28 protein-coding genes and 2 tRNA genes are annotated in these 26,144 nt (G+C 67.6%); 12 read left to right on the forward strand and 18 right to left on the reverse strand.

Annotated elements, in window-relative coordinates; all coding sequences use genetic code 11:
* The first annotated feature begins 21 nt into the window (after positions 1 to 21).
* Both Q4F19_RS14000 and Q4F19_RS14005 read left to right on the forward strand, forming a co-directional pair.
* Positions 22 to 255, forward strand: a complete 234-nt coding sequence (locus Q4F19_RS14000; protein WP_303543542.1) for a hypothetical protein — start codon at positions 22 to 24, stop codon at positions 253 to 255.
* Positions 256 to 791: 536 nt separating this feature from the next.
* A complete protein-coding gene (locus Q4F19_RS14005; RefSeq protein WP_303543543.1) occupies positions 792 to 2,069 on the forward strand; it encodes a patatin-like phospholipase family protein in 1,278 nt (425 codons plus the stop codon).
* On the opposite strand, the gene Q4F19_RS14010 is transcribed toward Q4F19_RS14005, so the two are convergent.
* The 9 genes from Q4F19_RS14010 to tkt all read right to left on the reverse strand — a co-directional run bounded on the left by Q4F19_RS14010 (position 2,061) and on the right by tkt (position 10,738).
* Positions 2,061 to 3,506, reverse strand: coding sequence for a hypothetical protein (locus tag Q4F19_RS14010; protein ID WP_303543544.1), 1,446 nt, complete (start codon positions 3,504 to 3,506; stop codon positions 2,061 to 2,063). The two genes, Q4F19_RS14005 and Q4F19_RS14010, sit on opposite strands and share 9 nt — an antisense overlap.
* Entirely contained in the window at positions 3,443 to 4,138 is a 696-nt protein-coding gene (gene thiE, locus Q4F19_RS14015) for a thiamine phosphate synthase (protein ID WP_303543545.1), read from the reverse strand. The genes Q4F19_RS14010 and thiE overlap by 64 nt, the downstream gene beginning before the upstream one ends.
* Positions 4,125 to 4,607 (reverse strand): hypothetical protein, encoded by a 483-nt coding sequence (locus Q4F19_RS14020; protein WP_303543547.1) that lies wholly within the window; start codon positions 4,605 to 4,607, stop codon positions 4,125 to 4,127. Before Q4F19_RS14020 ends, thiE begins: the two co-directional genes overlap by 14 nt.
* Positions 4,604 to 4,915 carry a DUF2834 domain-containing protein gene (locus Q4F19_RS14025; RefSeq protein ID WP_303543549.1) on the reverse strand — a complete coding sequence of 104 codons (312 nt, stop codon included), beginning with the start codon at positions 4,913 to 4,915 and terminating at the stop codon, positions 4,604 to 4,606. The genes Q4F19_RS14020 and Q4F19_RS14025 overlap by 4 nt, the downstream gene beginning before the upstream one ends.
* A 98-nt stretch (positions 4,916 to 5,013) precedes the next feature.
* Entirely contained in the window at positions 5,014 to 5,895 is an 882-nt protein-coding gene (locus Q4F19_RS14030; protein WP_431312404.1) for a fructose bisphosphate aldolase, read from the reverse strand.
* 68 nt (positions 5,896 to 5,963) lie between these two features.
* On the reverse strand, positions 5,964 to 7,148 hold the full coding sequence (locus Q4F19_RS14035; RefSeq protein ID WP_303543552.1) for a phosphoglycerate kinase: 1,185 nt from the start codon (positions 7,146 to 7,148) through the stop codon (positions 5,964 to 5,966).
* The gene (locus Q4F19_RS14040; RefSeq protein ID WP_303543554.1) at positions 7,145 to 7,549 is read right to left on the reverse strand and encodes an MOSC domain-containing protein; all 405 of its coding nucleotides are present in this window, start codon (positions 7,547 to 7,549) and stop codon (positions 7,145 to 7,147) included. Before Q4F19_RS14040 ends, Q4F19_RS14035 begins: the two co-directional genes overlap by 4 nt.
* A gap of 196 nt (positions 7,550 to 7,745) precedes the next feature.
* Positions 7,746 to 8,753: a type I glyceraldehyde-3-phosphate dehydrogenase gene (gene gap / locus Q4F19_RS14045; protein WP_303543556.1), complete on the reverse strand. Its 1,008-nt coding sequence runs from the start codon at positions 8,751 to 8,753 to the stop codon at positions 7,746 to 7,748.
* A gap of 11 nt (positions 8,754 to 8,764) precedes the next feature.
* Entirely contained in the window at positions 8,765 to 10,738 is a 1,974-nt protein-coding gene (gene tkt, locus Q4F19_RS14050) for a transketolase (RefSeq protein WP_303543559.1), read from the reverse strand.
* Positions 10,739 to 10,938: 200 nt separating this feature from the next.
* On the opposite strand from tkt, the gene Q4F19_RS14055 reads away from it, so the two are divergent.
* From Q4F19_RS14055 to Q4F19_RS14080, 6 genes are all read left to right on the forward strand, one after another.
* Complete coding sequence (locus tag Q4F19_RS14055; RefSeq protein WP_303543560.1) at positions 10,939 to 11,148, forward strand: hypothetical protein; 210 nt, start codon at positions 10,939 to 10,941, stop codon at positions 11,146 to 11,148.
* Entirely contained in the window at positions 11,148 to 11,492 is a 345-nt protein-coding gene (gene zapA / locus Q4F19_RS14060; protein WP_303543562.1) for a cell division protein ZapA, read from the forward strand. The genes Q4F19_RS14055 and zapA overlap by 1 nt, the downstream gene beginning before the upstream one ends.
* A 153-nt stretch (positions 11,493 to 11,645) precedes the next feature.
* On the forward strand, positions 11,646 to 12,266 hold the full coding sequence (locus Q4F19_RS14065) for a 5-formyltetrahydrofolate cyclo-ligase (RefSeq protein ID WP_303543563.1): 621 nt from the start codon (positions 11,646 to 11,648) through the stop codon (positions 12,264 to 12,266).
* Positions 12,263 to 12,469 carry a DUF2842 domain-containing protein gene (locus Q4F19_RS14070; RefSeq protein ID WP_303543564.1) on the forward strand — a complete coding sequence of 69 codons (207 nt, stop codon included), beginning with the start codon at positions 12,263 to 12,265 and terminating at the stop codon, positions 12,467 to 12,469. The genes Q4F19_RS14065 and Q4F19_RS14070 overlap by 4 nt, the downstream gene beginning before the upstream one ends.
* 71 nt (positions 12,470 to 12,540) lie before the next feature.
* Positions 12,541 to 12,729, forward strand: a complete 189-nt coding sequence (locus Q4F19_RS14075; protein ID WP_303543565.1) for a hypothetical protein — start codon at positions 12,541 to 12,543, stop codon at positions 12,727 to 12,729.
* A 13-nt stretch (positions 12,730 to 12,742) separates the two neighbouring features.
* The gene (locus Q4F19_RS14080; protein WP_303543567.1) at positions 12,743 to 13,672 is read left to right on the forward strand and encodes an alpha/beta fold hydrolase; all 930 of its coding nucleotides are present in this window, start codon (positions 12,743 to 12,745) and stop codon (positions 13,670 to 13,672) included.
* Between the two features lie 13 nt (positions 13,673 to 13,685).
* Here Q4F19_RS14080 and Q4F19_RS14085 read toward each other — a convergent pair whose 3' ends face one another.
* The 3 genes from Q4F19_RS14085 to Q4F19_RS14095 form a co-directional block, all read right to left on the reverse strand.
* Positions 13,686 to 13,952, reverse strand: coding sequence for a hypothetical protein (locus Q4F19_RS14085; protein WP_303543569.1), 267 nt, complete (start codon positions 13,950 to 13,952; stop codon positions 13,686 to 13,688).
* A gap of 156 nt (positions 13,953 to 14,108) precedes the next feature.
* Positions 14,109 to 14,185 (reverse strand) — tRNA-Asp (locus Q4F19_RS14090).
* A 60-nt stretch (positions 14,186 to 14,245) separates the two neighbouring features.
* Complete coding sequence (locus Q4F19_RS14095; RefSeq protein ID WP_431312405.1) at positions 14,246 to 15,418, reverse strand: AI-2E family transporter; 1,173 nt, start codon at positions 15,416 to 15,418, stop codon at positions 14,246 to 14,248.
* A 296-nt stretch (positions 15,419 to 15,714) separates the two neighbouring features.
* Between Q4F19_RS14095 and Q4F19_RS14100 the strand changes: the two genes are divergently transcribed.
* Entirely contained in the window at positions 15,715 to 16,290 is a 576-nt protein-coding gene (locus Q4F19_RS14100; protein WP_303543571.1) for a cell wall hydrolase, read from the forward strand.
* A 36-nt stretch (positions 16,291 to 16,326) separates the two neighbouring features.
* On the opposite strand, the gene Q4F19_RS14105 is transcribed toward Q4F19_RS14100, so the two are convergent.
* Genes Q4F19_RS14105 through Q4F19_RS14130 form a run of 6 tightly spaced genes read right to left on the reverse strand, consistent with a single transcriptional unit; the run spans position 16,327 to position 24,110 of the window.
* The gene (locus tag Q4F19_RS14105; RefSeq protein ID WP_303543573.1) at positions 16,327 to 16,947 is read right to left on the reverse strand and encodes a DUF4230 domain-containing protein; all 621 of its coding nucleotides are present in this window, start codon (positions 16,945 to 16,947) and stop codon (positions 16,327 to 16,329) included.
* On the reverse strand, positions 16,947 to 17,804 hold the full coding sequence (locus Q4F19_RS14110; protein WP_303543575.1) for an MBL fold metallo-hydrolase: 858 nt from the start codon (positions 17,802 to 17,804) through the stop codon (positions 16,947 to 16,949). The genes Q4F19_RS14105 and Q4F19_RS14110 overlap by 1 nt, the downstream gene beginning before the upstream one ends.
* A 45-nt stretch (positions 17,805 to 17,849) precedes the next feature.
* Positions 17,850 to 18,842: a DUF2891 domain-containing protein gene (locus Q4F19_RS14115; protein ID WP_303543576.1), complete on the reverse strand. Its 993-nt coding sequence runs from the start codon at positions 18,840 to 18,842 to the stop codon at positions 17,850 to 17,852.
* The gene (locus Q4F19_RS14120; RefSeq protein WP_303543578.1) at positions 18,839 to 19,765 is read right to left on the reverse strand and encodes a 5-oxoproline transporter, DUF979 family subunit; all 927 of its coding nucleotides are present in this window, start codon (positions 19,763 to 19,765) and stop codon (positions 18,839 to 18,841) included. The genes Q4F19_RS14115 and Q4F19_RS14120 overlap by 4 nt, the downstream gene beginning before the upstream one ends.
* On the reverse strand, positions 19,762 to 20,421 hold the full coding sequence (locus Q4F19_RS14125) for a DUF969 domain-containing protein (RefSeq protein ID WP_303543579.1): 660 nt from the start codon (positions 20,419 to 20,421) through the stop codon (positions 19,762 to 19,764). The genes Q4F19_RS14120 and Q4F19_RS14125 overlap by 4 nt, the downstream gene beginning before the upstream one ends.
* The gene (locus Q4F19_RS14130; protein ID WP_303543581.1) at positions 20,418 to 24,110 is read right to left on the reverse strand and encodes a hydantoinase B/oxoprolinase family protein; all 3,693 of its coding nucleotides are present in this window, start codon (positions 24,108 to 24,110) and stop codon (positions 20,418 to 20,420) included. The genes Q4F19_RS14125 and Q4F19_RS14130 overlap by 4 nt, the downstream gene beginning before the upstream one ends.
* Before the next feature lie 112 nt (positions 24,111 to 24,222).
* Between Q4F19_RS14130 and moaA the strand changes: the two genes are divergently transcribed.
* From moaA to Q4F19_RS14145, 3 genes are all read left to right on the forward strand, one after another.
* Positions 24,223 to 25,227 carry a GTP 3',8-cyclase MoaA gene (gene moaA / locus Q4F19_RS14135; RefSeq protein WP_303543583.1) on the forward strand — a complete coding sequence of 335 codons (1,005 nt, stop codon included), beginning with the start codon at positions 24,223 to 24,225 and terminating at the stop codon, positions 25,225 to 25,227.
* Positions 25,224 to 26,000: an NAD kinase gene (locus Q4F19_RS14140; protein ID WP_303543585.1), complete on the forward strand. Its 777-nt coding sequence runs from the start codon at positions 25,224 to 25,226 to the stop codon at positions 25,998 to 26,000. The genes moaA and Q4F19_RS14140 overlap by 4 nt, the downstream gene beginning before the upstream one ends.
* A gap of 65 nt (positions 26,001 to 26,065) precedes the next feature.
* A tRNA-Asn gene (locus tag Q4F19_RS14145) sits at positions 26,066 to 26,140 on the forward strand.
* Positions 26,141 to 26,144 lie beyond the last annotated feature (4 nt).

Consider the following 26,144-nt stretch of genomic DNA (forward strand, 5'->3'; position numbering starts at 1 on the left):
CCCCAATCCATTCCTTTAAACTTGCCACTCGTGATCTCCCCCACTGACAAGCTCGTTGCTTCTCGTTGCTTTGGCAATAGTAATCGAGCCCGTCCGGATGCTCCCGTCGATTTGCTAAAAACTGTTTATGAGAATTTCTTTGACGTGATCGAATGGCCGCCTCAGCGCGTCACCAAAAGAACGGACGGCGATGATCGCGCCGGTGCTTATAAAGCGCCCATTTGCAATGTAGGATTTCATGTGAAATTTGGTTGATCCGCTGCCTCTCAGGAGCCCGGATTCATGCCCTCGGTTCGCCGCCTGTCGCCCGCTTCGCCCTCGTGCCGAGCCTTGCCCGCAGCGCCCCACGGCTCGCCCGCAGCGAACCCCGCTGCCATAGCCCGCGTCGCCCACTCGGCCCGCGCCGCATCGCCGGCCCGCCTCGATCGCACCGCGACCAGCCTCCGCCCTCCCCGTGCGCGCGCCAGCGCCCTCGCGCGTATGCGGGCGCGCGCGTTGAGGTGCGACTTTCCAGTGACCTTTCGTCGCCCCGCGGTCCGGCCGGCCGCCGTTCCGATCCCACGATCCGCCCTCGGGCAAGGGCTCCCGGGGGGTGACGTAGTGTCAACTTTGTCAACTTCCGGCCGCCTCGCGCCCGGCGCCGGGCAGCGCGTCCGCCGCCGCCGCGCCGCCCGCCGCGCGGCTTCGCGGCCATTGTTCGCGCGCGCGGCATCGCATATCCTGCGCGGGTCGATCCGGTGAGTCCTCCCGGCCTCCCTCCCGGTGCGGCGCTGCATAAGGACGGATCCACGATGCGGTCTCAGCCAGCCGGCCAATCCCCCACGCCAGTGTCGCCCGCGAAGGATCCCGCTCCGCAGGCTCCGGCCTCGCCCGCCACCGCGCGCAAGCCGCGCCCGCCCGCGCGCGCGCCCGCCGCGAAGGCCAAGAGCAACGGCACCCCGTTCGAGAGCGTCGCCCTGCTGCTCCAGGGCGGCGGCGCGCTCGGCTCGTATCAGGCGGGCGTGTACGAGGCTCTGTGCGAGCATAATATCGATCCCAGCTGGGTCGCGGGCATCTCGATCGGCGCGATCAACAGCGCGATCATCGCCGGCAATGCGCCCAAGGAGCGCGTCGCCAAGCTGCGCGCCTTCTGGGAGCTCGTCAGCACCCCCATCACGACGCTGAGCAGCTTCCTCCCCAAATTCCTCCACGAAGGGCAGAGCCGCGGCGTCATCAACCAGCTCGCCGCCGCCGGCGTCATGACGAAGGGCGTGCAGGGTTTCTTCGAGCCGCGCGTGCCGCCCCCCTTCGCCCAGCCCGCCGCCAACGGCGCCGCGACGAGCTGGTACGATACCGCCCCGCTCAAGGCGACGCTGGAGAGCCTCGTCGATTTCGATCGGATCAATCACAAGGACGCGATGCGCTTCAGCGTCGGCGCGGTGAATGTCGAGACCGCCAATTTCGCCTATTTCGACAATGCCACCGATACGATCATCCCCGAACATATCATGGCCAGCGGCGCGCTGCCGCCCGCCTTCGCCGCGGTCGAGATAGACGGCCAGTTTTATTGGGACGGCGGGCTCGTCTCCAATACGCCGCTCAGCTGGGTCCTGTCGGCGCATTCCGATCTCGATACATTGGTCTTCCAGGTCGATCTGTGGAGCGCGTCGGGGCAGATGCCGACCGATCTCGCCGGCGTGGCGACGCGGATCAAGGACATCCAATTCTCCAGCCGCACGCGCGCCGCGACCAAGGAATTCGCGGTCGGGCAGGAATTGCGCGCCGCCTATCGCCAGTTGATGAAGGATATGCCCGCCGAGCTGGCCGCGACGCCCGCGGCCAAGCGGCTCGCTGCCGCCTCCGATCCGGCGGTCTACAATATCGTCCAGCTCATCTACAAGTCACCCGGCTATGAACAACAGTCGAAGGACTATGAATTTTCGCGCTGGACGATGGAGGATCATTGGCGGACGGGCTATGAGAATGCGATCACCTCGCTCTCGCATCCCGAGGTCCTGACGCTGCCGCCCGAATTGCCGGGCCTCGCCGTCTATGATTTCGTCAGCAAGCCGGAGCCCAGATCAGCCTAGCCGCCACGCGCTGGCGAGCGCGGTCACGATCAGCAGCGGCAGCGCCGCGGCGACCAGCCGGGCCCGCGGCACCCCGCGCCAGTCGATCGCCGCCGCGGCGAGGATCGCCGCGAGCAGCGCCGCCAGCATCGTCCACAGATGATAGCGCATCTCGGACGCGACGCTCAGCGGCAGATACCCGAGCCCATAGAGCAGGCTGGACCAGGCCAGGGGCAGCGCCGCCCCGCCCGCGGAGACAAAGGGAGAGAGCAGCAACACCCCCGCCGCGACCGCCATCCACCAGATCGGCCACCCGATCGGCGCCGCCTCGCTCGCCACCGCGATCCGGTCGATGACGCGGAACAAGCCATTCTGCGTGATTCCGTACCCCCACTCATTGGGGTCTGTCTGCCGGAAGACGGGCACGTTCGGCGGCCCGTGGATCAGGAAGCGGCTGTTGATCGAGAAATGCGCGAGCCGGTGCGCCGCATAAGCCACGGGATGCGCCGCGATCGCCCGCAGCCACCACCCCGTCGGGCTGATGTGCGCCTTGGCGAAGGCGTCGCGCAGCTGATTGAACCCCATCGGACATGGCTCTTCCACCCACCAGGCATAGCTGTCCCACTTGGCGGGATCGTAGCAAAGATGATTGACCGCGACCGGATCGGCCACCGTCTGCGGCGGGAAGGCATCGGCCCCGCTCTGCTCGGTGATCCCGCCCAGATCGAAGATGACGAGCGACAGCCCCACCCCGCTCGGCTCAGCGCGGAGCAAGGCATTGGCCAAGGGCAGCGCGGCGACCAGCGGCAGCGCGACCGCGATCGTCGCCAGCCCCAGCCGTACTGTGCCCGCCCGCCACGCCGCGGGCAGCAGCATCAGCGCGAGCGGCACCTCGGCGAAGAAGGCGTTGAAGCGTATCGTCGCCGCCGCGATCAGCAGCAGCCCCGCCGCGACGCGCCACCGCCACGCGGCGAGCCCCACCGCGAGCAACAGCGCCCCCGCCATCAGCCCGTCCTTCGTGATCGCCCCCATCAGCGCGAACGGGATCGGCAGCAGCCCCGCCGCAAGGATCGCCAGCCCCAGGCGCAGCCGCCCGTCCCGTTCGGCCCGCGCCGCCAGCAGCATGAGCCCGCCCCACAGCATCCCCGTCTGCAGCAGCAGCATCGGCGCGGGGCCTTTGTGGATCGCGGTCAGCTGGCGCCACAGCCAGTCCATCGCCGGCGGATGCCAGTCGTCATATTGCCCCGCCAGCGCCTCGCGATACTGGCGGATCGAATCCCAGATCAGGATCCCCGGCCAATAAGCCGCGATCTGCAGCGCGGCGGCCGCCAGCGCGAGCAGGACCAGCGCGGCCAGCCCGCGCCGCTCCCGGATCGCCCCGAGCGCGCTCCGGCTCAGTGCCCCAGCACCGCCGCGAACGCCTTCATCGCCGCCGCATCGCCTTGCGGGTCGTTCCACACCGCGCCGCTCACCGCGATGAAGTCCGCCCCCGCCGCGATCAGCGGCGGGGCATTGGCGGGCGTGATCCCGCCGATCGCCACGCACGGCGGCTCGAACAAGGTTGTCCACCAGCCGAGGATCGAGGGCTCGGGCGTGTGCCGCGTGTCCTTCGTGCTCGTCGGATAAAAGGCGCCGAACGCGACATAGTCCGCGCCCGCCTCGCCCGCTTCCATCGCGAGGTGGCGGCTGTCGTGGCAGGTCACGCCGATCTGCGCCTGCGGACCAAGCATCGCGCGGGCATCGCGCGGATCGCCATCGTCCTGCCCGAGATGCACGCCGTCTGCGCCGAGCCTCTTGGCGAGACCCACGCTGTCGTTGACGATGAAGGTTACCTCGCGGTCGGCGCACAGCCGCTGGATCGGCTCGGCCAGCGCCGCGATCGCATGATCGTCGATCCCCTTCAGCCGCAGCTGGAAGGCGCGCGCCGGTCCGGCATCGAGGGCGGCGGCAAGCCGATCGCGAAAGCCCGCGTCGATCGCGGGCGGCGAGATCAGGTAAAGCTGGCAAGCCGGCCGGCGCGGATCGCGCTCGAACCGGTCGGCGAAGCCGGGGTCCAGCGCCAGCGGGTCGAGTTCGTCATCGTCTATCATCCGCGCCCTGTAGCTCCGCAAGCGCGGCGGAGAAAGCGGCGGGATCGTCGAGCCGGTGCGCGACCGCGCGGATCGCGCGTTTGCCGTGCGGCAGCGGCTGGGTCAGATCGATCACGACATTGGGATAAGCGAGCAGGGACAGGCGCAGGACGGAGCGCTGCTTGAGTGCCTCGGCCGTCCAGCTCGCGCGCAGTCGGGCGATTGCGTCGGCCGGCACGTCGATCCGGCGCAGCGTCCCTACCCGCATCACGACGATGTCTTCGCCCACTAGGACGGGCAGACGTGGAAACGAGCGGACGAGCCGCACCAGCCAGGCAATTCCCAGAAGGGTGACCGCAGACAGGCAGAGACCGACGGCAGGCTTCCACAGGGCAATCAGCGCATGGACCACGCCCATCTCGACCACCGACAGGCCGACGAGCGCCCAAATCATCGGCGCGATGCTCCGATGATAAGCGAAGGCCTTCACCGCGTCCGCGCCGCCTCGCGCAGCGCGAGGAACAGCGGTAGCCCACAGGATACGCCGATCAGGCAGGTCGCGACGACCGGCAGCCAGCGCCGCCGCATGCCAAGCCTGCGCCCTTCCACCGCCACGAACAGGATCAGCACCACCGCCGAGACGATCACGTCGAGCCCGAAAAAGGCGCTCACCCGGTTCGCAAACAGATCGGCGAGGAGGAGCGGCACATCGAGGCCATGCGCCGCGAGCCACGGAAGAAAAGCCGCGAGCGGGATCATCGTCCCGAGGACTGCAAGCAGCCAGTATATCCGTGCCAAACCCAATTCCCGTTCGTGCTGAGCCTGTCGAAGCACCGTCCTTTTGCCAAGAAGAACGGCCCTCCGACAAGCTCAAGGCAAGCGGGAAAGGCTCAGTTTTACGCCGTCTTGTTGACCGAAGCCCCGTAGATCGCGTCGATCGCTTCGGCCAGCGCCGCATCGAACTCCGCATCCGTCATCTGGAAGCGAAGATCCTCGAGCAGCGCGCGGCTGAAGCTCGCGATGATCCCCGGATTCCTGGCCAGCTCCACGCACGCCTCGGGCCGCTTGAACCCACCCGACAGCGCCACGACGCGCAGCACGCGCGGATGATCGACGAGCGGCTGGAACAGGCCTTCCTTCGCCGGCAGCGAGAGCTTCAGCATCACCTTGTCGGTCCCCGGAAACGCATCCAGCGCCTTCAATATCTCGTCCATCAGGATCTGGTCGGCTTCGGCACGCTCCGGGCTCTTGATGTTCACCTCGGGCTCCAGGATCGGCATCAGCCCGCCGGCGATGACCTGCGCGCCAATCTCGAACTGCTGCTTCACGATTCCTGCAATGCCAGCCGGATTGGCGAGATTGACGACCGAGCGCTCTTTCGTGCCGAACACGCCGAGCCCCTTGGCGCGCGCCAGCAGCGCGTCGAGCTCGGGCATCGGCTTCATCAGCTGGACGCCGTCTTTCTCGTCCTCCAGCCCCTTGTCGATCTTGATGAATGGAACGACGCCGCGCTCGATCAGCGCGGTCGGCACGGGCTTGCCGCCCGCCTGCCCGTCCATCGTCCGCTCGAACAGGATCGCGCCGATCACCTTTTCGCCGGTGAAGACGGGCGAGGTGATGATCCGGCTGCGCATGTCGTGGATCAGCCCGAACATCGCCTCGTCGCCCGAATAGGCGCTCGGCTCGATGCCATAGCCTGCCAGCGCCTTGGGAGTGGAGCCGCCCGACTGGTCCAGTGCGGCGATGAAGCCGTGACCGGCCGCAATCTTGGTCGTCATGTCCTGGATATTCATACGCTTTACCCCCTTTTGGTCGAACAAGCCCCGATCGTCGGGGAGGAAATTTCTCAGGCTTCCAGCGCCTTCACACCAGGCAACTCCTTGCCTTCCATCCACTCCAGGAAGGCGCCGCCCGCCGTCGAGACGAAGGTCAGATCATCCGCTACGCCGGCGACGTTGACCGCCGCGACCGTATCGCCGCCGCCCGCGACCGAGACGAGCCCGCCAGACTTGGTCAGCGCCGCCGCGGTGTGCGCCAGCGCCATCGTCGCGGTATCGAACGGCTGCATCTCGAACGCGCCGAGCGGCCCGTTCCACACCAAGGTCCGGCAGGTCTTGAGCGCATCCGAGATCGCCTCGCTCGCCGCCGGCCCGCAATCGAGGATCATCTCGTCCGCGGCGACCTCGTGGACGTTGATCGTCCGCGACGGCGCATGCGCCCGGAATTCCTTGGCGACGACCACATCATACGGCAGGTGCACGGTGCAGCCCGCGCGATCGGCCGCATCGAGGATCGCGAGCGCGGTCTCGGCCAGATCATGCTCGCACAGCGATTTGCCGACATCCACGCCGCGCGCCGCGAGGAAGGTATTGGCCATGCCGCCGCCGATGATCAGATGATCTACCTTCGTGACGAGGTGCGTGAGCACGTCGAGCTTGCTCGACACCTTCGCCCCGCCGACCACCGCCGCGACCGGATGCTCGGGAATGCCGAGCGCCTTCTGCAGCGCCTCCAATTCCGCCTGCATCGATCGCCCGGCATAAGCCGGCAGACGGTGCGCGAGCCCCTCGGTCGAGGCGTGCGCGCGGTGCGCGGCCGAGAAGGCATCGTTTACGTAGAGATCGCCGAGCGCCGCGAACCGGTCCACCACTGCAGGGTCGTTTTTCTCCTCGCCCCCGAAGAAGCGCGTATTCTCGAGCACCGCGATATCGCCCGGCTGGAGCGTCGCGACCGCGGCGACGGTGTCGCCCTCCCAGTCGATATAGCGGACCTCGCGACCGAGCACGTCGCTGAGCGGGCGCGTTACCTGCGCCAGCGAATATTCCGGCGCAGGCGCCTTGGGCCGGCCGAAATGCGCGAGCACCAGCACGATCGCGCCCTTGTCCGAAAGCTCCGCAATCGTCGGCGCCGCGGCGCGCAGGCGGGTATCGTCGGTCACGCGCGCGCCATCCATCGGCACGTTCAGATCCTCGCGCACCAGCACGCGCTTGCCGCGCACGTCGCCCATGTCGTCCAGCGTCTTGAAGCTCATCGCTCGATCCTCACTTCGTCGCCGACCGCGATGCGGCCCTCTTGTCGCACGATGCACGTCACCCCGCCGCGCCAATGCGGCAGCAGCGCCCCTTTCAGCCCCGGCGCGATCTCCTCCATGCGGCTGCACGGATCGCATTCGCCGGTAATCTCCAGCACCACGCCGCCCGAAAAGACCAGCAGCGCGCCCCTCGTCTCTTCCAGTGCCACGCCGTCGACCAGCAGGTTCACGCGGCGTAATTCCCACGCGATGCTGGCACCGAGTTCGGTCAGCGCAGCGCGCCAACCGTCCGCCGTCATCACCGTTACCTGCCGCTTGTTGCGGCCCGGCTTCAAAGACCCGCGAAAATCGCCCTGCACGCCGGTTTCGAGGCCGATCGTCACATGGTCGATCGTCGCCATCGGGCCGCGCGGCCGATCGTGGCGGGCGATGCCGAGCAGGCGCCCGGTCACGACCGCGCCTTTCTATCCCGAACCCGTTCGCTTCGAGCGACGTTCGAGCTTGCCGAGAACGAAGTCGAGAAGGGTTCTCGACCACCGCAGCTCGACAGGCTCGATGCTGCTCGAAACAAACGGGCCTGGTCCATTCGCTCCAAGATTACAGGAGTTTCGCCATCGCGCCGGCCGTATCGACCATGCGGTTCGAGAAACCCCATTCATTGTCGTACCAGCTCAGCACGCGCACCAGCTTGCCTTCGAGCACCGCCGTCTCGAGGCTGTCGACCGACGACGAATGCGGATTGCCCATGAAATCGATCGAGACGAGCGGCTCGGTCACATATTCGAGGATGCCCTTCAGCGGCCCGCTCTCGGCGGCCGCCTTCAGCACCGCATTGACCTCGTCCTTCGTCGTGTCGCGCTTCGGCGTGAACGTCAGGTCGACGACCGAGACGTCCGGGGTCGGCACGCGGATCGAGGAGCCGTCCAGCTTGCCCTTCAGCTCCGGCAGAACCTCGCCGACCGCCCGCGCGGCGCCGGTGGTGGTCGGGATCATCGACATGGCGGCGGCGCGCGCACGGCGCATGTCGCTGTGGATCTGGTCGAGGATCTTCTGGTCGTTCGTGTAGCTGTGGATCGTCGTCATCAGGCCGCGCTCGATGCCGATCGCATCGTTGAGTACCTTGGCGATCGGCGCAAGGCAGTTGGTCGTGCACGAGGCGTTGGAGACGATGACGTGCTCGGACGTCAGCTTGTCGTGATTGACGCCGAACACGACGGTCAGGTCGACATTCTTGCCCGGTGCCGAGATCAGCACCTTCTTGGCGCCCGCGGCGATATGCTTCTCGCAAGACGCCTTGTCGGTGAAGAAGCCGGTGCACTCGAGCGCAATGTCCACGCCAAGCGCGGCATGCGGCAGGTTGGCGGGATCGCGCTCGGCGGTCACCTTGATGCGCTTGCCGTCGATGACGAGCTCGTCGCCTTCGGCGGCAACTTCGCCCTTCCAGGCGCCGTGGACGCTGTCGCGCTTGAACAGCAAGGCGTTGGACTTGGCGTCGCCAAGGTCGTTGATCGCCACCAACTCGAGGCCGCATTCCGGCCGCAGCAGGATCGCGCGCGCGACGAGGCGGCCGATCCGCCCGAACCCGTTGATCGCTACCTTCGCCATGTGTCTCTCCCTCAAACGCCGCGTACGGCTGCCAGGACCTTCGGCGCGATCTGCTCCGCCGTCAGCCCGAATTTCTTGTAGAGATCGCCCGCCGGAGCGGATGCCCCGAACCGATCGATGCCGAAGCGCAGGCCCTTCAGGCCGACATAACGCTCCCAGCCGATCGTCGTCCCCGCCTCGATCGAGACGCGCAGCACATCGTCGGGAAGCACGTCCGCGCGATAGGCCTCGTCCTGATCGTCGAACGCTTCCCAGCTCGGCATCGAGACGACGTCGGCGCCGATGCCCTCGGCCTCCAGCGCCGCCGCGACATCGGCGGCGATCTCGACTTCGGATCCGGTCGCGATCAGCACGACGCGGCGCGCGGCCTTCGCAGCGACGAGCCGGTAGCCACCCTTGGCCGACAGGTTCTCGCTGGCCACCTCGGTCCGCACCTGGCGGAGGTTCTGCCGCGAGAGCGCGATCAGCGACGGACCGTCGGAACGCTCCAACGCGAGCTGCCAGCATTCCGCCGTCTCGACCGCATCGGCCGGGCGGAACACGGTCAGGTTCGGGATCAGGCGCAGGCTCATCACATGCTCGATCGGCTGGTGCGTCGGACCATCTTCGCCCAATCCGATCGAATCGTGCGTCATCACATAGACGACGCGCGTCCGCTGCAGCGCCGAAAGCCGGATCGCCGGCCGCGCATAATCGGCGAACACGAGGAAGGTGCCGCCATAGGGAATGACGCCGCCGTGCAGCGCCATGCCGTTCATCGCCGCCGACATGCCGAATTCGCGGATACCGTAATGGACGTAGCGCCCGGAATAATCCTCTGCCGTCAGCGGCTGGAGGCCTTTGGTCGCGGTGTTGTTCGAAGGCGTCAGATCGGCGGATCCGCCGATCGTCTCGGGCAGCGCCGCGTTGATCGCATCCAACGCGAGTTGCGAGGCGACGCGCGTCGCGATCTTCTGCGGCGTCTCGATCAGGCTGCCAATATGTCCCCCGAGACTGAAGCCCTCTGGCAGATCGCCCGCCGTCCGGCGCGACAGTTCCAGACCTTCCGGCGCTGCGGCAAGCCGCGCCTCCCAGGCTTCGCGCTCGGCAGCGCCCTGCTTGCCGATCTCGCTCCACGCAGCGACGATCTCACCCGGGAGTTCGAAGGCGGGATTGATCCACTCGAGCGTCTCGCGCGCGGCCTTGATCTCGTCGGCGCCCAGCGGCGAGCCATGCACCGAATGCGTGCCCTGCTTGTTCGGCGAACCGAAGCCGATCACCGTGCGGCACGCCACCAGCGAGGGCCGGGGGTCGAACACCGCCTCGCCCAGTGCGCGCTCGACATCTTCGCCGTCCAGCCCGTCGCACTCGACGACATGCCAGCCCGTCGCACGATAGCGCGCCTTCACGTCCTCGCTCGTCGAAAGTGAGGTCGGCCCGTCGATCGTGATGCGATTGTCGTCCCACAGCACGATCAGCCGGCCGAGCTTCAAATGGCCGGCGAGCCCGATCGCCTCGTGGTTGATGCCTTCCATCAGGCAGCCGTCGCCGGCGATCACCCAGGTCCGGTGATCGACGAGATCGTCGCCGAAGGTGGCGTTCAGGTGCCGCTCGGCGATCGCCATGCCGACGGCCATCGCCAGACCCTGGCCGAGCGGACCGGTCGTCGCCTCGATGCCTTCCAGCTCGAAATTCTCGGGGTGGCCCGCGCAGACCGAATCCAGCTGACGGAAATTGCGCAGGTCATCCAGCGTCGGCCGCGCATAGCCGGTCAGGTGCATCAGCGAATAGATCAGCATCGATCCATGGCCGGCCGACAGCACGAAGCGGTCGCGGTCCGGCCATTTCGGCGAGGTCGGATCGAACTTCAGATATTTCCGGAACAGGATGGTCACGGCATCGGCCATGCCCATCGGCATGCCCGGATGCCCCGAATTGGCCGCCTGCACCGCATCCATCGAAAGCGCCCGGATGGCATTCGCGAGATGGCGCGTGGACTGAGACATTGTGCCCCTTAAGATTGCCGCGGCGCGGCGTGACGATGTCCCGCATGGGCGGTGAATTCGGATGTCCCTATCGGGATTCGCACAGGCTGGGCCGCGCGCGGTTTCTTTGGCCTCGCCGGGCGAGAGCGTCAACCGCACCGCACAACCGGCGGGCCGCAGGCTCGCTTGTCGCAGACGGCGGGCCTGCTATCTCTGCCGACATGAGCGAAACCCCTCTCGACGCCGCCTTGGCGCGACTCGATCGCGCCGTGACGCGGATCGAGCGCGCCAACCCGCCTGCGCCGACCGCTTCTCCCGGACTTGCGGTCGCTTATGCCGAACTCGACGAGCGTCATGGCCTGCTCCGGCTGCGGATCCAGGAGACGATCGAGCGGCTCGATGCGCTGATCGATCACGAGACGAACGGCTGATGGCTCAGGTCACGCTTGATATTGCCGGCCGCCGTTACGAACTGACCGTCCGCGACGGCCAGGAAGCGCATTTCCGCGATCTCGCCGCGATCGTCGATGCCAAGGTCCGCTCCGTGTCGGGCGCGGTCGGCACGATCAACGAATCGCGCCAGTTGCTGATGGCGGCGCTGCTACTGGCCGACGAGAGCGGCGGTAGTGCGGCCGTCCCGCCCCCGGTCCCGGCCTCCCCGACACCGCCAGTAGCCGACGAAAGCATGATCGCCGTGGCGCGGCAGATCGATGCTCTTGCCGATCGGCTCGAAAGGTTCGCGCAGAAGCTTGAGAAGAGCGGCGACAATCCCTAGATTGTTTTCTGGTGGGACTGCCCGGTACGATCGCTGGGAATATCCCTGAGGCGATTCATCTTCCTAGGGGGCTGTCCCTGGTAGGGCCCTGGCCCGAACTACATGGTCCCCACCTGACGTTTACGGCGTCAGAGGATACTCCGGAAAACGGCCATGGCGGTTCCACCACCTTTCTCTCCGCCTGACGGCATCGCCCCGCATCCGGACAAGCCGGCGCTGCGCGATGTTCTCCGCGCGCGCCGCGGCGAGCATGTCGTCCGGCTCGGCGAAGCCGGCGCACGCGCCGCGGCCGAAAGCGCCGCCGCCCTGCTGCTTCCCCACATACCCCCCACCGCCATGGTGGCGCTCTATCTCGCCTTCCACGAGGAACTGGATCCCGAACCGCTTGCAAATATCCTCGCCGCGCGAGGCCAGCGCCTCGCTCTGCCCGCGCTCTACGATTCGGTGACGATGGATTTCCGCGTCTGGCAGCCCGGCGATCCGCTCGAGCGCGGCCCCTTCCGGCTGCGCCAGCCGCCCGCGGCCGCTGCCATCGTGTCACCCGATGTGATCGTCATGCCGATGGTCGGCTTCGATCGCCACGGCGGCCGCATCGGCCAGGGCAAGAGCCATTATGATCGCGCGCTCGTTCGCTATCCCGGCGCGCATCGCATGGGCTTCGCTTGGAGCGTGCAGGAGGTGCCCGATCGCCTTCCGCACGATCCCTGGGATATGGCGCTCCACGCAGTCGTGACCGAACGGGAATGGATCCCCATGCCCGATACGCCCGCATGACGCCCTCCTGGCGCAAGCCCGTCGGCATGGGGCTGATCCTCGCCCTCATCCTGATCTGGTGCTTCGGCGTGGCAAGCCTGTCGGTGCCGCTTGGCCATTTGCACGCGCTCGTGCAGGCGCCGATCTACTGCTTCCTCGGCATTGCCTGGATCGCGCCGCTAAAACCGTTGCTGCGCTGGATGGAAGTCGGACGTTGGCGCTGAGCAACGATAGCGCCGCGAAAATGTTGAGCCGATATATGGAATCTTTACCCCGTCCCTCTATCGCCCGCAGGATGGAGCTTCGCGATCGTGCCCGCCGGTTGGCCGAATCCGGCGATTACGCCGATTCCCATGCGGTGATCTTCGCACTCTTCAAGCTCGGCTATGGTCGCGCGCCGCGCGCGTTCGGCTTCCTCGAGCGCTTCCGCCTCAACCAGATATGTCGGGCCAGCACGCGGCGCAGCCGCACCATCCACTCTTGATGAGGCAGGCTGCATGACGCGCGGTAAAGTTGCCGCCACAGCCCTCACCATCGGAACGGTACTCGGCGCAGGCTATTTGTTCTCGGCGTTAGCGCGCCGCCGGTCGGAGAGGATCGCGCCCGCCACCGGCCACTTCGTCACCATCGACGGCGTCCGGCTCCATTATCTCGAAGCGGGCGATGGTCCCCCGATCCTGCTGATCCATGGCCTGGGCGGACAGCTTCGCCATTTCTCCTATGCGCTGCTGGAGAAGCTGGCGCGGCGCCACCGCGTCATCATGATCGATCGTCCGGGCGCCGGCCATTCGGCCCGGATGCGCGGCTACGGCATCGCCGAACATGCCGCGATCGTCGCGCGCTTCATCGAAACGCTCGCGCTCGATCACCCGATCATCGCCGCCCATTCGTTCGGCGGCGCGGTCGCGCTGTCGCTCGCGCTCGATCACCCGGAGTTGGTCGGCAAGCTCGCTCTGATCGCGCCGTTGAGCCAGCCCGACATGGTCGTCCAGCAGCCGTTCAAGACGTTCCTGGCGGCGCCTCTATGGTTGCGGGAGATGGCGTGCCGCACCGCCGCCGTGCCTATCGGCGTCGCGATCCGCGGCCGCGTCCACCGGGCCACCTTCGCCCCCGAAGCTGTCGCTCCGGATTTCGATGCGGAAGGGGGCGGCCTGCTCGTGCTCAGGCCGGAAACGCTGGCGGCGGGCTTCGAGGAGATTTCGACCGCGTCCACGCAGCTCTCCCGCATGGTGTCGCGCTACCCCGAGATCACCGTCCCGGTCTCGATCCTGTTCGGGCGCGAAGATCAGGTGCTCGATCCGGCGATCCACGGCGAACGGACCGCATTGTCGATCGCGCACAGCCGGCTGGCATGGATAGAGGGCGGCCATATGCTGCCAGTCACGCAGCCCGATGCGGTCGCACGCTTCATCCTCGAAGAAAGCTGAGCGATCCGGCGGATCAGAAACCGGGGACGAGCACCCGCAGAACGACGCTTACGCCGATCACTACCAACGCCGGTCCCACATAATTGGCAATCACGCGCAACGCCATCGCGCGCCGCTTGCGCAGCAGCTCCCCGGCGCGCCGCGCTTGGGCGATCTCGTCCGGAACCGGATCGAAGGCAGGGGCGAACCCGGCGAGCCGCAATTCCTCGCGGATCGAACAGGCAAGCTGATCCAGCTCATCCTCATAGGCTTCGGTCGGCTTGTAGGCAGACTCGCTCATGTGCAGCAGTGTCGCGCTTGATGGTCCGGCGCGCAATAGGCTTTGCACGGCAGACGCGACGCTGACGGGACGGCACGACGATGCAGGCAAATCGCAGCGGCAGCGGCATGACCGCCCGCAAGCACACTATCCGACGTCCAATTTCCGCCATGGAAATGGCGCGAGTGACGGGGCTCGAACCCGCGACCTCCGGCGTGACAGGCCGGCGCTCTAACCAACTGAGCTACACCCGCAGATAGGCCTTACCGGCGGAGCGGGCCAACTAGGCAGCGCCCGCCCTGCTGTCAACGGGCTTATGCCGCGCCCGGCGGATCCGTCTGCGGATTGGTGAGCGTACCCTCCTCGAACAGGAAGCCGGCAATGTCCGGCTTGCCTGCCGAGGCGAGCACGGTCTTGGTGATGATCAGCAGCGGCACCGCCAGCAGCGCGCCCGCCGCACCCCATACCCAGCCCCAGAAACTCAGCGCGACGAGAATCAGCAGCGGATTGATCGTCAGCCGCCGTCCCACGAGCGTCGGCGTGATCATGTTCGCCTCGATCATGTGGCAAACCACGAATATCAAGGGCGGGAACAGCGCGTACCAGGCGTCCTTGAAGCTCATAAGTGCGCCCAGCGCGAGCAGCAGGGCCGCCATGATCGGGCCGAGATAGGGCATGTAATTGAAGAGCGCGACGATCCCGCCCCACATCAAAGGCGTCGGCAGGCCGATGATCCACAGGCCCAGCGCCACGAGCAGCCCGAGCGAGATATTGATGATCGTGATCGTCGAGAGATAGGCCGAGGTCCGGTCCACCATCTCCTGGATCACGCGCGCCGTCGCCATAGCGCTCGAGAAGCTGCCCCGGCTCGTGATCGTCTGGCGGCGCAAGCGCGTCCAGCCGGACAGGAAGAAGAAGACGACGAGGATCGCGAAAAACGCCTCGATGATCGCCACCGGCGCGGATGTCGCAACGATGTCGATCAGCGAACTGGGCTGCTGCACGGTCACCGTCCGCGCACCGCCCGAGCTGCGCATGAACGTCGCCGACGTATCGCTGATGAACCGGTCGAGGCTTGAATAAAGGTCGAGGATCGGGCGCAGATTGTGGCGGATCCGCCCGATCCGCTCGGGCAGCACCGCGAACCAGCCCGCCGCCGGCACCACGATCGCGGCGATCGCGGCATTAGCGATGGCGAGGAAGGTCGCGATGCAGAGGAACGCAGCGAGTCCCGAGGGGATGCCGCGCCGCTCCAGCCACTCCAGCATCGGCACGAGCGCGATCGCGATGACGAGCGCGGCGGTGATCGGCAGGAAGAAGGAGGCGCCCGCCTGCAGCGCGAACGGCAAGGCGAGAAGCAGGCCGAGCCCGAGGAACAACGCGATCGCAGCAAGCAGCCTGTCGCGCCGCAGCGACTCGCTCTCGCGCGACGTCATGGCGCTCTTGATCAGTTGCAGAAGTCCCGAATTGCCCCCGTCGTCCACCATTCGTCCCCTTGGCGACAGAGCTAGCGCGGGCCGCCCGGAATTTCGATCGAAATAAGCGGCTAAGCAGGCCTTCTTGCCATGTTTTGCTGCAAATCGTCGAATTTCGGTTCCGCGGTTCGTCCCGGTATCGTCACAATTCGTCGTGGATCGTTTGACGAATCGCCGAGGGTTAACAAACTGGCGGGCATCCGGTCAGGCGACGAGCGTTTTTCGGCTCCTGTACACGACGTAAAATTCGCGAGCGCAGCCAAGGTTTCGGCAGCGTGGGCGGTTTCGCGCATGCACAAGAGTATTCAATGCACGCCATCCGGCGCACGTTCGTTGTTTCCGCTGGCGCGCTGATTGCCGCTGCGGTCGTGATTCTTCCCGCCAGCACCGGTCTTGCCGCAGAGCGCGTCCCGATGCTGAGCTACGATTTCACCGGCATGGCTCCCTCCGCCCCGATAGCGCAGGATGCTGCCCCCGCCGAAACCTCCACCCCGGTTGTCCAGCCCGTCGCGCAGTTCGACGAGGCGTCGGTCACCTGCCTCGCCAAGGTCGTCCACCACGAGGCGCGCAACCAGCCGCGCTCGGGCCAGGTCGCCGTCGCGCAGACGCTCGTCAATCGCATGAAGATCGGCGGCCGCTTCGGCAGCACGATCTGCGAGGTCGCGAACAAGCCCGGCCAATATTTCAAGATCGCCGCCTATCGCCCGCGTGAGGACGATACGTGGGAAGCCGCGCTCGATGTCGCACGCGACACGCTCAGCGGCGAAGAGAGCCCGGTCGTCCCCGGCGCGACCTTCTTCCGCGCCGCCTACAGCCCGCAGACGAGCTTCTTCCGCAGCCGCCAGCGCGTTGCCGCGGTCGGCGATCACGTCTTCTATCGGTAAGCCGTCACCCCGGCCCGGCCGGGGTGATCGACAGGCCTAGCGCGGATCGTCCCGGAACCGCGCCACAACCGTTGCATTCGCACCCGCCGCCTTCAGCGGCATCGCGAAGCTCCGCTCGATCGCCATCCGCGCCGCGTCGGCTGCGAGCCGCATCGGCAGCGCGTCGTGCGCCTGCGCGACGAGCTCGGCCTGGCCCGCCTTGCGATTGGCCGCGTCCAGTTCCTTCTCGGCATCGGTCAGCGTCATCAGCACGCCGCCCTGGCCATATTCGCGGATGGCGGTCAGATCGACCTCCGGTCCTTCCAATTCGATCGGCGGCAGCGTCACGGTCAGCGTCCGCGTCGCGCCGTTCCACGTCAAATCGCGGTCGCGCAGCTTCGCCAGATCGATCGAATAACGGACGAGCCCCGGCATGATCAGCGTCTTGCGCGCCGAGAAGCCGAACTTGCTCTCCTCGGCGGTCACCACCGCCACGAACCGCGCGGCGAACGGCACGAGCCGGTTCTGCTGGCGCACCGCCTGCAGGCTCGCGCGCGCGACCGTGGACGGATCGCTCTCGAACATGTGCCGCAGCCGCCAGCCGACACCGACATAGAGCAGCCCCACGATCCCGGCGATGAGGATGGCGCCGCCCACGGCGCGCAGGACCGGGCGCATCAGGCCGCCACCAGCCAGTGATCGCCATCGCGCCACACGGCGTCGCGCGATTCCAGATCGATCAGATGCGCCTGCACCGATCGCCCGGCCGCGCCGATAAGTCTCGTGTCGAGGCCGACATACATACGCGCCACCATGTCCGGGATCGTCTGCGGGCCATCGCCCAGCAGCTTGAGTATCTGGTTTTCGCGGCCCTTGCGGTGCCCGGCAAGATGACGAACGAAGCGTTGCGGCTGTTCCACGCTCTCGCCGTGCGCCGGATAATAGATGCGATCGTCGCGCTCCATCAGCTTGGCGAGGCTCGCCATATAATCGCCCATGTCCCCGTCCGGCGGCGAGACGACGCTCGTCGACCAGCCCATCACATGATCGCCCGTGAACAGCGCCCCCGCCTCCGGCAGCGCGAAGCAGATATGGTTGGAGGTGTGGCCGGGCGTCGCCACCGCCTCCAGCGTCCAGCCTTTGCCCGCGAGCGTCTCGCCGTCCGACAGGATCCGATCGGGCCGATAAGCGATGTCGAAGGCGGCATCCGCGCGCGGCCCATCGTCGATGAGCGCGAGCGGCGGACAGCCGATGATCGGCGCGCCTGTCGCCGCCTGAAGCGGCCGGCTCCCCGGGCTGTGATCGCGATGCGTGTGGGTGCACAGGATCGCCATGATCCGCTCGCCTGCGGTCGCCGCCAGGATCGCGGCGAGATGCTCGGCATCCTCCGGCCCCGGATCGATCACCGCCACCTCGCCTCGGCCGACGATATAGGTCTGCGTGCCCGTAAAGGTGAAAGGCGAGGGATTGGGGGCGAGCACGCGCCGGATCAAAGGGTGCAAGGTCTCGGCGACGCCGGTCGTCTGTTCGGGCATGCGCCGGATGTGGCATCGCCCCGCGCGGATGTGAAGGGCGACGGCTTACGCCGTCAGCGCCAGCAGGGCGAAGGTCGCGAGCCAATGCTCGCCGGCATAATCGCCGGAAATATGAGGCATCGCCGTCACGAAATGAAAGTCCGCCGCCTCCAGCGCCCGCGCGGAGGCCGGATGGTCCGGTCCCAGCCGCCCCGCCAGAGTCCGCCAGCACCAGGCGCGGCTCAGGTTGAGGCCGTCGAGATGCGCGATCTTCGGATCGGTACGGTCGTGGACGAAGGCCGGCGTGAACAAGGTCGCGGGCTCGCCGTGCGCGACATCGGGCAGGAAGGCATCGAACCAAGCGCGAAAGGCGCCCGGCTCGAGCAGTTCGGACATGAGCAGCGCCTCACACAAGGTGCCGGACAGGAAATCGTCGCCCGCCGGCTCCCACGCCTGCGCCGCCCGGTCGCCGCTATACCAGCCGATGGCCTTGTCGCGGATCAGATCGAGCAGGGCCCGGTCATATTCGCGCGCCCAGCGTGAGGCGTGGATCAGCGCGAAGGCGCTGTTGCCGTGCGCGCCGACGCGCAGCGGATAGGTCAGCTTCGACAGATAGGTTCCGAAGCGGGTGGCGAAGGCGGACGCGAGCGGCGCCAGGGCATCGCCCCAGCCGCTCGGATGGCGCGCGGCCTCCTGGTGCAGAGCGAGCAGCCAAGCCCAGCCATAAGGCCGCTCGAAGCCGGCCGAGAGCGGGCGTGCCAGATACGCCAGTTCCCCCGCCACTTTCTCCGGCACCAGCATCTCGTCCGCCCGCGCGCGGATCAGCCCGGCTTCGTACGTGTCCGGATGGAGCCGCGCTACCGTTAGCAACTGCCACCAGCCATGGACGCAGCTGTGCCAATCGAAACTGCCGTGGAAGATCGGGTGGAGCACGCGCGGCAGCACTGCGTCCTTGTCCTCCAGCATGACGTGGTCGAGCTTGTAGGGATATTGCCGGCCGATATGGCCGAGCGTCAGGCGGGCGAAGGCGGCGGCGGTCTCGGGCGTCAGCGGGATCATCGGAAGGCCATCCAGTAGAGAATGAATATGTTGGCGATCCACAGCAGGATCGCCGTCGGCGCCTGCGCACGGATCACCGCGTAGCGATCGGAGAGGTTGAGGAGACCGACGGGCACGATGTTGAAATTGGCGGCCATCGGCGTCAGCAGTGTCCCGCAGAAGCCCGCCAGCATGCCGAGCGCGGCTACCGCCGCGGGATGGCCGTGATGCGCGTGGATCAGCAGGGGCAGGCCGACCGCGGCGGTCATCACCGGGAAGGCGGCGAAGGCATTGCCCATCGCCATCGTCAGCAAGGCCATGCCCCCCATATAGACGATCACCGCCGCGATCAGATTGTCGCCGGGGATCAGCCCGCCGAGCAGCCCACCCATCGTCTCGCCGAGGCCGGCAGCGGCGAATAAGGCGCCGAGCGCCGCCAGCATCTGCGGCAGCACCGCCGCCCAACCGACCGAGTCCATCAGGCGCACGCCCTCCTCCAGCGGGGCGATCACGGGCGGGCGGAAGAACCACGCGGCCAGCCCGAGCGCCGTGATCGCGGCGACGGTCAGCGCGACGAGCGTCGCCTGTTTGGGATCGACGAGCGAATGCATCGCCTTGAACAGGAAGGTGCCGCCGATCGTGATCGCGGGCACGGCGAGTGCGGGGACGAACAGGCGATTGCCGTAGCGCGCGGCGCCGGCGAGCTTCTGCTCGGGCGTGACGACGGACGGCGCCGGACGACGGATGCCGATAGTGGCGACCGCGACGAGCGCGAGGACGAGCACGCCATTGCCGACATCGCCGATCCGGTCGCCGGCCAGAAAACTCAGCGCCAGCAAGGCCCACATCGCGCCGTTCGGCCAGCGGCGCCGCGCCAGAGACCAGGCGGCGAAGCCCGCGAACATCATGCCCGCGACCGTATAAGGGAAGCCGGTCGAGATCATCGCGCACGCCGCCGCTGTCGATCGATCAGCATCAGCCTGCCGCCGTGGATCAGGAAGGCGCAGATCGCGCTCGGGATCGCCCAGACCGACAAGGCGAGAGGCTCGAGCTGGATACCATATTGTTCGAGAAAGCCCTTCATCAGCAGGATCGATCCGATCGCGATGAACACATCCTCGCCGAAGAAGAGCGCGATATTGTCGGTCGCCGCCGCCAGCGCGCGGACCTTCTCGCGCTCGGGCTCGATCATCGTGCCGGCCGGATCCGCCGCGGCCTCGGCCATCGGCGCGACGAGCGGGCGCACGGTCTGCGGGTGGCCGGCGATCGAGACGAGGCCGAGCCCGGCCGAGAGCTGGCGCAGCAGCATATAGCCCGCTAGCAGCCGCCCGAGCGATAGCCCGCGCATCCCCGCGACCAGCGCGCGGGCGCGCTCCTGCAGGCCATTCCGCTCCAGCAGCCCGATCAGTGGCAGCACGACATAGACGACGGTCACGAAGCGGTTGCCGTTGAAGGCCTTGCCGAACGCGGCGAGAATCGCAATCGGCGCCATGCCCGCCGCCAGCCCCGTGATCGCGGCAGCGACCGCGACGACCAGCAAGGGCTGGAGCCGCAGCAGGAAGCCGATCAGAATCACCGCAAGCCCGGCGAGTGCGATCATGCGCGCGGTCCATCCGTTTGCCCTGAGCTTGTCGAAGGGCCGTCCTTCTTTGAGGACGGAGACAAAAAGGACGGTACTTCGACAAGCTCAGCACGAACGGGAGGGAAGTGCGGGTTCCCATAACCCCCGCCCCCCGGCGTCTCGATCACGAACGCATCGCCCGCCTCGAGCTCCGCCGCACCCGTCGATCCCAGCGTCTCGATCGTCCCGTCCGCCCGCTCGACCCAGTTGCGCCCGAGTCCGCCATCCACGCCGCCGGCCAGCCCGAACGGCGGCACGCGCCGGCGATTGGCGAGGATGCCCGCCGTCATCGACTCGCGGAAGCGGACTCGGCGCCGCGCGCCATCACCGCCCGCCCACTGCCCTGCCCCGCCCGATCCTTCACGGATCGAGAACTCTTCGAGGATCACCGGAAAGCGCGTCTCCAATATCTCGGGATCGGTCAGGCGGCTGTTGGTCATATGCGTCTGGACGACGTCCGCGCCGCCAAAGCCCGGCCCCGCGCCCGATCCGCCCGCGATCGTTTCATAATATTGGCGGCGCGCATCGCCGAAGGTGAAGTTGTTCATCGTCCCCTGCGCCCCCGCCATTGCCCCGAGCGCGCCGAACAGGGCATCGGTGACGACTTGGCTCGTCTCGACATTGCCGGCGACGACCGCGGCGGGAAAACGCGGCTTGAGCATCGATCCTTCGGGGACGATGATCGTAATCGGCGCGAGGCAGCCGTCGTTCATCGGGATCGGCTGATCCACCAGCGTCCGGAAGACGTAGAGCACGGCGGCACGCGTGATCGATCGGGGCGCGTTGAAATTGGTTGGGCGCTGCGCGCTGGTGCCGGTGAAATCGACGGTCGCACTGCGAGCCGCCCGATCGATCCGGATCGCGACCCGAACCACGGCGCCATCGTCCATCTCATAGGCGAAGTCGCCATCGTCCAGCCTCCCGAGCAAGGCGCGCACCGCTGTCTCGGCATTGGCGTGGACATGGCCCATATAGGCCGTGACGACCCCGCGCCCATAATCCGCGACCATCCGCGCGAGCCCGTCCGCGCCGCGCACGCAGGCGGCGATCTGCGCCTGCAGATCGGCGATGTTGCGATCGGGATCGCGCGCCGGCCACTCGCCCGATCCGAGCAAGGCGCGAACCTCCTCCTCGAGGAAGCGCCCCTCTTCCACGATCAGCATATTGTCGATCAGCACGCCTTCCTCGCGCACGTCCGTGCTGTCGGGCGGGACCGACCCGGGGCAGATCCCGCCCACATCCGAATGATGCCCGCGCGCCGCGACAAAGAAAGTCGGCGCGTCGCTGCCCGCGCTGAACACGGGCATGATCACCGTGATGTCGGGCAGATGCGTGCCGCCATCATAGGGCGCGTTGAGCGCATAGGCATCGCCGGGACGCAGGCCCCGCCCGTCGCGCCCCTGCGCACGCTTGTCGACGATCGCGCGGATGCTGTCGCCCATCGAGCCGAGGTGGACGGGCATGTGCGGCGCATTCGCGACGAGCGCGCCGCCAGCATCGAACAAGGCGCAGGAGAAATCGAGTCGCTCGCGGATATTGACCGACAGCGCGCTCGCCTGGAGCGCAGCGCCCATTTCCTCGGCCAGCGCCATGAACAGCCCGTTGAACAGCTCGATCCGCACCGGATCCGCCTCCGCGCCGATCCGGGCGACCGCGCGCGCGGTGGTCCGCTCGAGGATGAGGTTCGCGAACGCATCGACGCGCGCCGCCCAGCCCGCCTCGACGACGATCGTCGAGACCGGATCGAGGATCAACGCCGGGCCGGCGAGCGAGGCGCCCTCCGGCAAGGCTGCGCGATCGTGGATCGGCGCATCCCGCCACGCGCCCTCGCCGAAGATCGGCGCGGTCGCGATCGGCGCACCGAGATTGCCGGCAGGCGGCGGCGGCAAAGGCGGCACTGCCCCCGCTTCCTCCGCCAGCTCGATGCGGATCGATTCGAGGATCAGCGCCACATCGTCGGCATAGCCAAAGCGCTTGCGATATTGCGCGGCATAGCCGTCCCGCATCGCCTCGATCGGTCCGAACGGCAGATCGACCAGCCACTCGGAATTGGCGCGGCGGATGCGCGCGACAAGATCGCGACGGCGCGCGGCGCCGAGCCCCGCTTCGTCCGCCTTCGCATCGGCCTCGGCGGCGATCCGGTGAGCGATGGCGACGAGATCGCGATCCCCGTCCAGCGACAGCCCGATGGTCTCCTCGTGGACCAGCCCCCGCGCAGCCAGCCCGATGCCATGCGCCGACAGCACCCCAGCCAGCGGATGGATCATCACCCGGTCCATTCCCAGCGCATCGGCGACGAGGCAACCATGCTGCCCGCCCGCCCCGCCGAAGCAAACGAGCGTATAGCGCGTCACGTCATGCCCCTGCTCGATCGAGATCTTGCGGATCGCATTGGCCATGCTCGCGACGGCGATCCCGACCAATCCCTCGGCGAGCTCCTCGGCGGGCGGCGCGGTCATGCCGGCGGCGATCATCTCCGCGCGCAGTTCCTCGATGCGCGCTGCGACCGCTTTCGCATCCAGCGGCTCGTCCCCGCTTGGCCCGAACACGCGCGGGAAGTGATCGGGGCGGAGCTTGCCGAGCGCGACGTTGCAATCGGTGACCGTCAGTGGCCCGCCGCGGCGATAGGCGGCCGGCCCGGGGATCGCACCCGCCGAGGCCGGGCCGACCGTCAAACGCCCGCCCGCCAGCGAACAGATCGATCCGCCTCCCGCCGCGACTGTATGGATGCGGAGCATTGGCGCCCGGATCCGCGCGCCCGCCACCACGGTCTCGTCCTGGCGCTCGAACGTGCCGGCATAATGCGAGACGTCGGTGGAGGTGCCGCCCATATCGAAGCCGATGATGCGATCGAACCCGGCCTCCTCTGCCGTCCGCACCATGCCGACGATCCCGCCTGCCGGTCCGGACAGGATCGCGTCCTTGCCCGAAAAGGCCGCCCCGTCCGCCAGCGCGCCGCTGGACTGCATGAACAAGGGCCGCACCCCGCCTAGCGCGCCCGTCACCTCGGCGACGTAGCGCCCCAGCACCGGCGACAGATAGGCGTCCGCCACCGTCGTATGCCCGCGCCCGATCAGCCGGATCAACGCGCCGACCCGGTGGCTGACCGAAATCTGCGCGAAGCCCGCCTCCGCCGCCAGCGTCGCCAGCCGCGCCTCGTGGGCCGAGTGGCGATAGCCGTGCACCAGCACGATCGCGACCGAAACGATCCCCGCCGCACGCGCCTCGGCCAGCGCCGCGCGTGCACCGGCCTCGTCGAGCGGCAGCAGCACGTCGCCCTCGGCCGTCACCCGCTCGTCCACCTCGGCGACCCGCGCATAGAGCGGCGCCGGCTTGACGATCGCCTTGGCGAACAGCTCGGGCCGATCCTGATAGCCGATCGCCAGCGCATCGCCGAAGCCGCGCGTGATCAGCAGAAGCGTCGCCTCGCCCCTGCGCTCAAGCAGCGCATTGGTCGCGATGGTGGTGCCAATGCGCACCTCGATCGGCGGCAAGGCCCCCTCGCTTACCCCGGTCAGCCGCCTGATCCCCTCGACCGCCGCGTCCGCATAAGCCGATGGATTTTCGGAGAGCAATTTTGCCGTCACCAGCCGTCCCTCGGGATCGACGCCGACGATATCGGTGAAGGTGCCGCCGCGATCGACGGCGAATCGCCAGCAGTCGCTCATCGCGCGTGATCGGCCGGAAAGTGTCGCATCCAGCGACGATGACCGCGCGGAACGCGACGCGCAACCGCGCCCTGCCCTTGCCGCCGCCCCCCGCCCGCCCTAGCTACCGGGCGTGATCGCTCCCGCGCCCGCTTTGATCGACGCGTTCGGCCGCCGGATCACCTATGTCCGCATCTCGGTGACCGACCGGTGCGACCTGCGCTGCCGCTATTGCATGGCCGAGGAGATGACGTTCCTGCCCAAGAGCGCGATCATGACGCTGGAGGAGATCGCTGCCATCTCCGATGCGTTCATCGATCGCGGCGTCCGGCGCATCCGCCTGACCGGCGGCGAGCCGCTCGTCCGGCGCGGCGTGCCCGATCTCGCGCGGATGATTGGCGCGCGGCTCGGCCACGGGCTCGACGAACTGACGCTCACGACCAACGGCACGCGCCTGGCCGATCATGCCGGCGCGCTGCGCGATGCGGGCATGCGCCGGATCAATGTGAGCCTCGACAGCCTGGATCCGGAGCGCTTCCGCCACATCACCCGTGTCGGCGATCTTCCGCGCGTGCTCGCGGGCATCACCGCGGCGAGCGCCGCGGGCATCGCGATCAAGATCAACATGGTCGCGCTGAAAGGTCTCAACGAGGATGAGATCGAGCCGATGCTGCGCTGGTGCGCCGATAACGGCCATGATCTGACGCTCATCGAGACGATGCCGCTCGGCGCGATCGACGAGGATCGTGTCGATCGCTTCCTGCCGCTGGATGGCGTGAAGGCGGCTCTGGCCGAGCGCTACACGATACGGCCGCTGATCGAGCGGACCGGCGGGCCCGCGCGCTATTTCCACGTCGAGGAACTGGGCGTGAAGCTGGGCCTCATTACCCCGCTCAGCGAGAATTTCTGCGCGACCTGCAATCGCGTGCGCCTCACCGTCTCGGGCGAGCTCTTCTTGTGCCTTGGCAGCGAGACGAAGGTCGATCTGCGCGCCGCCTGGCGCGAAGGCGGCCGCCCCGGCCTCGACGCGGCGCTGGAACGCGCGCTCGCGATCAAGCCGCTCGCGCATGATTTCCATATCGCTGCGCGCGGCGCCGCGCCCGCGGTCGGCCGCCATATGAGCGTGACCGGCGGATGAGCGGCGAACCCCGGCTCGCTTTGGCCGTCTCGCCCACGCCGGCGGCGCTGGCCGCGGCCGAGGAACTCAAGCGCCGCTACGAATGGGTGCCGATCGCGCAGGCCGAGATGGTCGTGGCGCTGGGCGGCGACGGCTTCCTGCTCCAGTCGCTACACCAGATGCTCGATCGGCGTCGCTCGCTGCCGATCTTCGGGATGAACCTCGGCACGGTCGGCTTCCTGATGAACGAATTCAGCGCCGATCTTCTGGAAGACCGGCTGGGGCGTGCGAAGACGGTGAAGGTCCAGCCGCTGCGAATGGACGCGGTCACCGTGGACGGCACCAAGATCTCGATTCCCGCGATCAACGAGGTCTCGCTGCTGCGCGAGACGCGCCAGACGGCGTGGATCGAAATCTCGATCGACGGGCGCGTCGTCCTGCCCGAACTCGTCGCCGATGGCGTGCTCGTCGCGACCCCGGTGGGGTCGACCGCCTACAATCTCTCCGCGCAGGGGCCGATCCTGCCGCTCGACAGTTCGCTGATCGCGCTGACCCCGATCAGCGCCTTCCGCCCGCGCCGCTGGCGCGGCGCGATCCTGCCGGATCGGACGCGCGTCACCTTTCGCGTGCTCGATCCCGTCAAGCGCCCGGTCAGCGCCGTCGCCGACCAGCGCGAAGTCCGCGATGTCGCGCAGATCGACGTCAGCATAGATCGAACGACGCAACTCACCCTGATGTTCGATCCCGAACATGCGCTGGACGACCGGATCGCGCGCGAACAATTCGCTTTCTGAAGGCATGTCGCACCACAAGGCTTGCCTGCCACGCGGACCCGCAATATAGGCGCGCCTCCGCTCGTTCCCCGATAGCTCAGCGGTAGAGCATTCGACTGTTAATCGAATGGCCGTAGGTTCGAATCCTACTCGGGGAGCCAGCGG

This window comes from Sphingomonas natans (assembly GCF_030546695.1).
Taxonomy (GTDB): Bacteria; Pseudomonadota; Alphaproteobacteria; order Sphingomonadales; family Sphingomonadaceae; genus Sphingomonas_I; species Sphingomonas_I natans.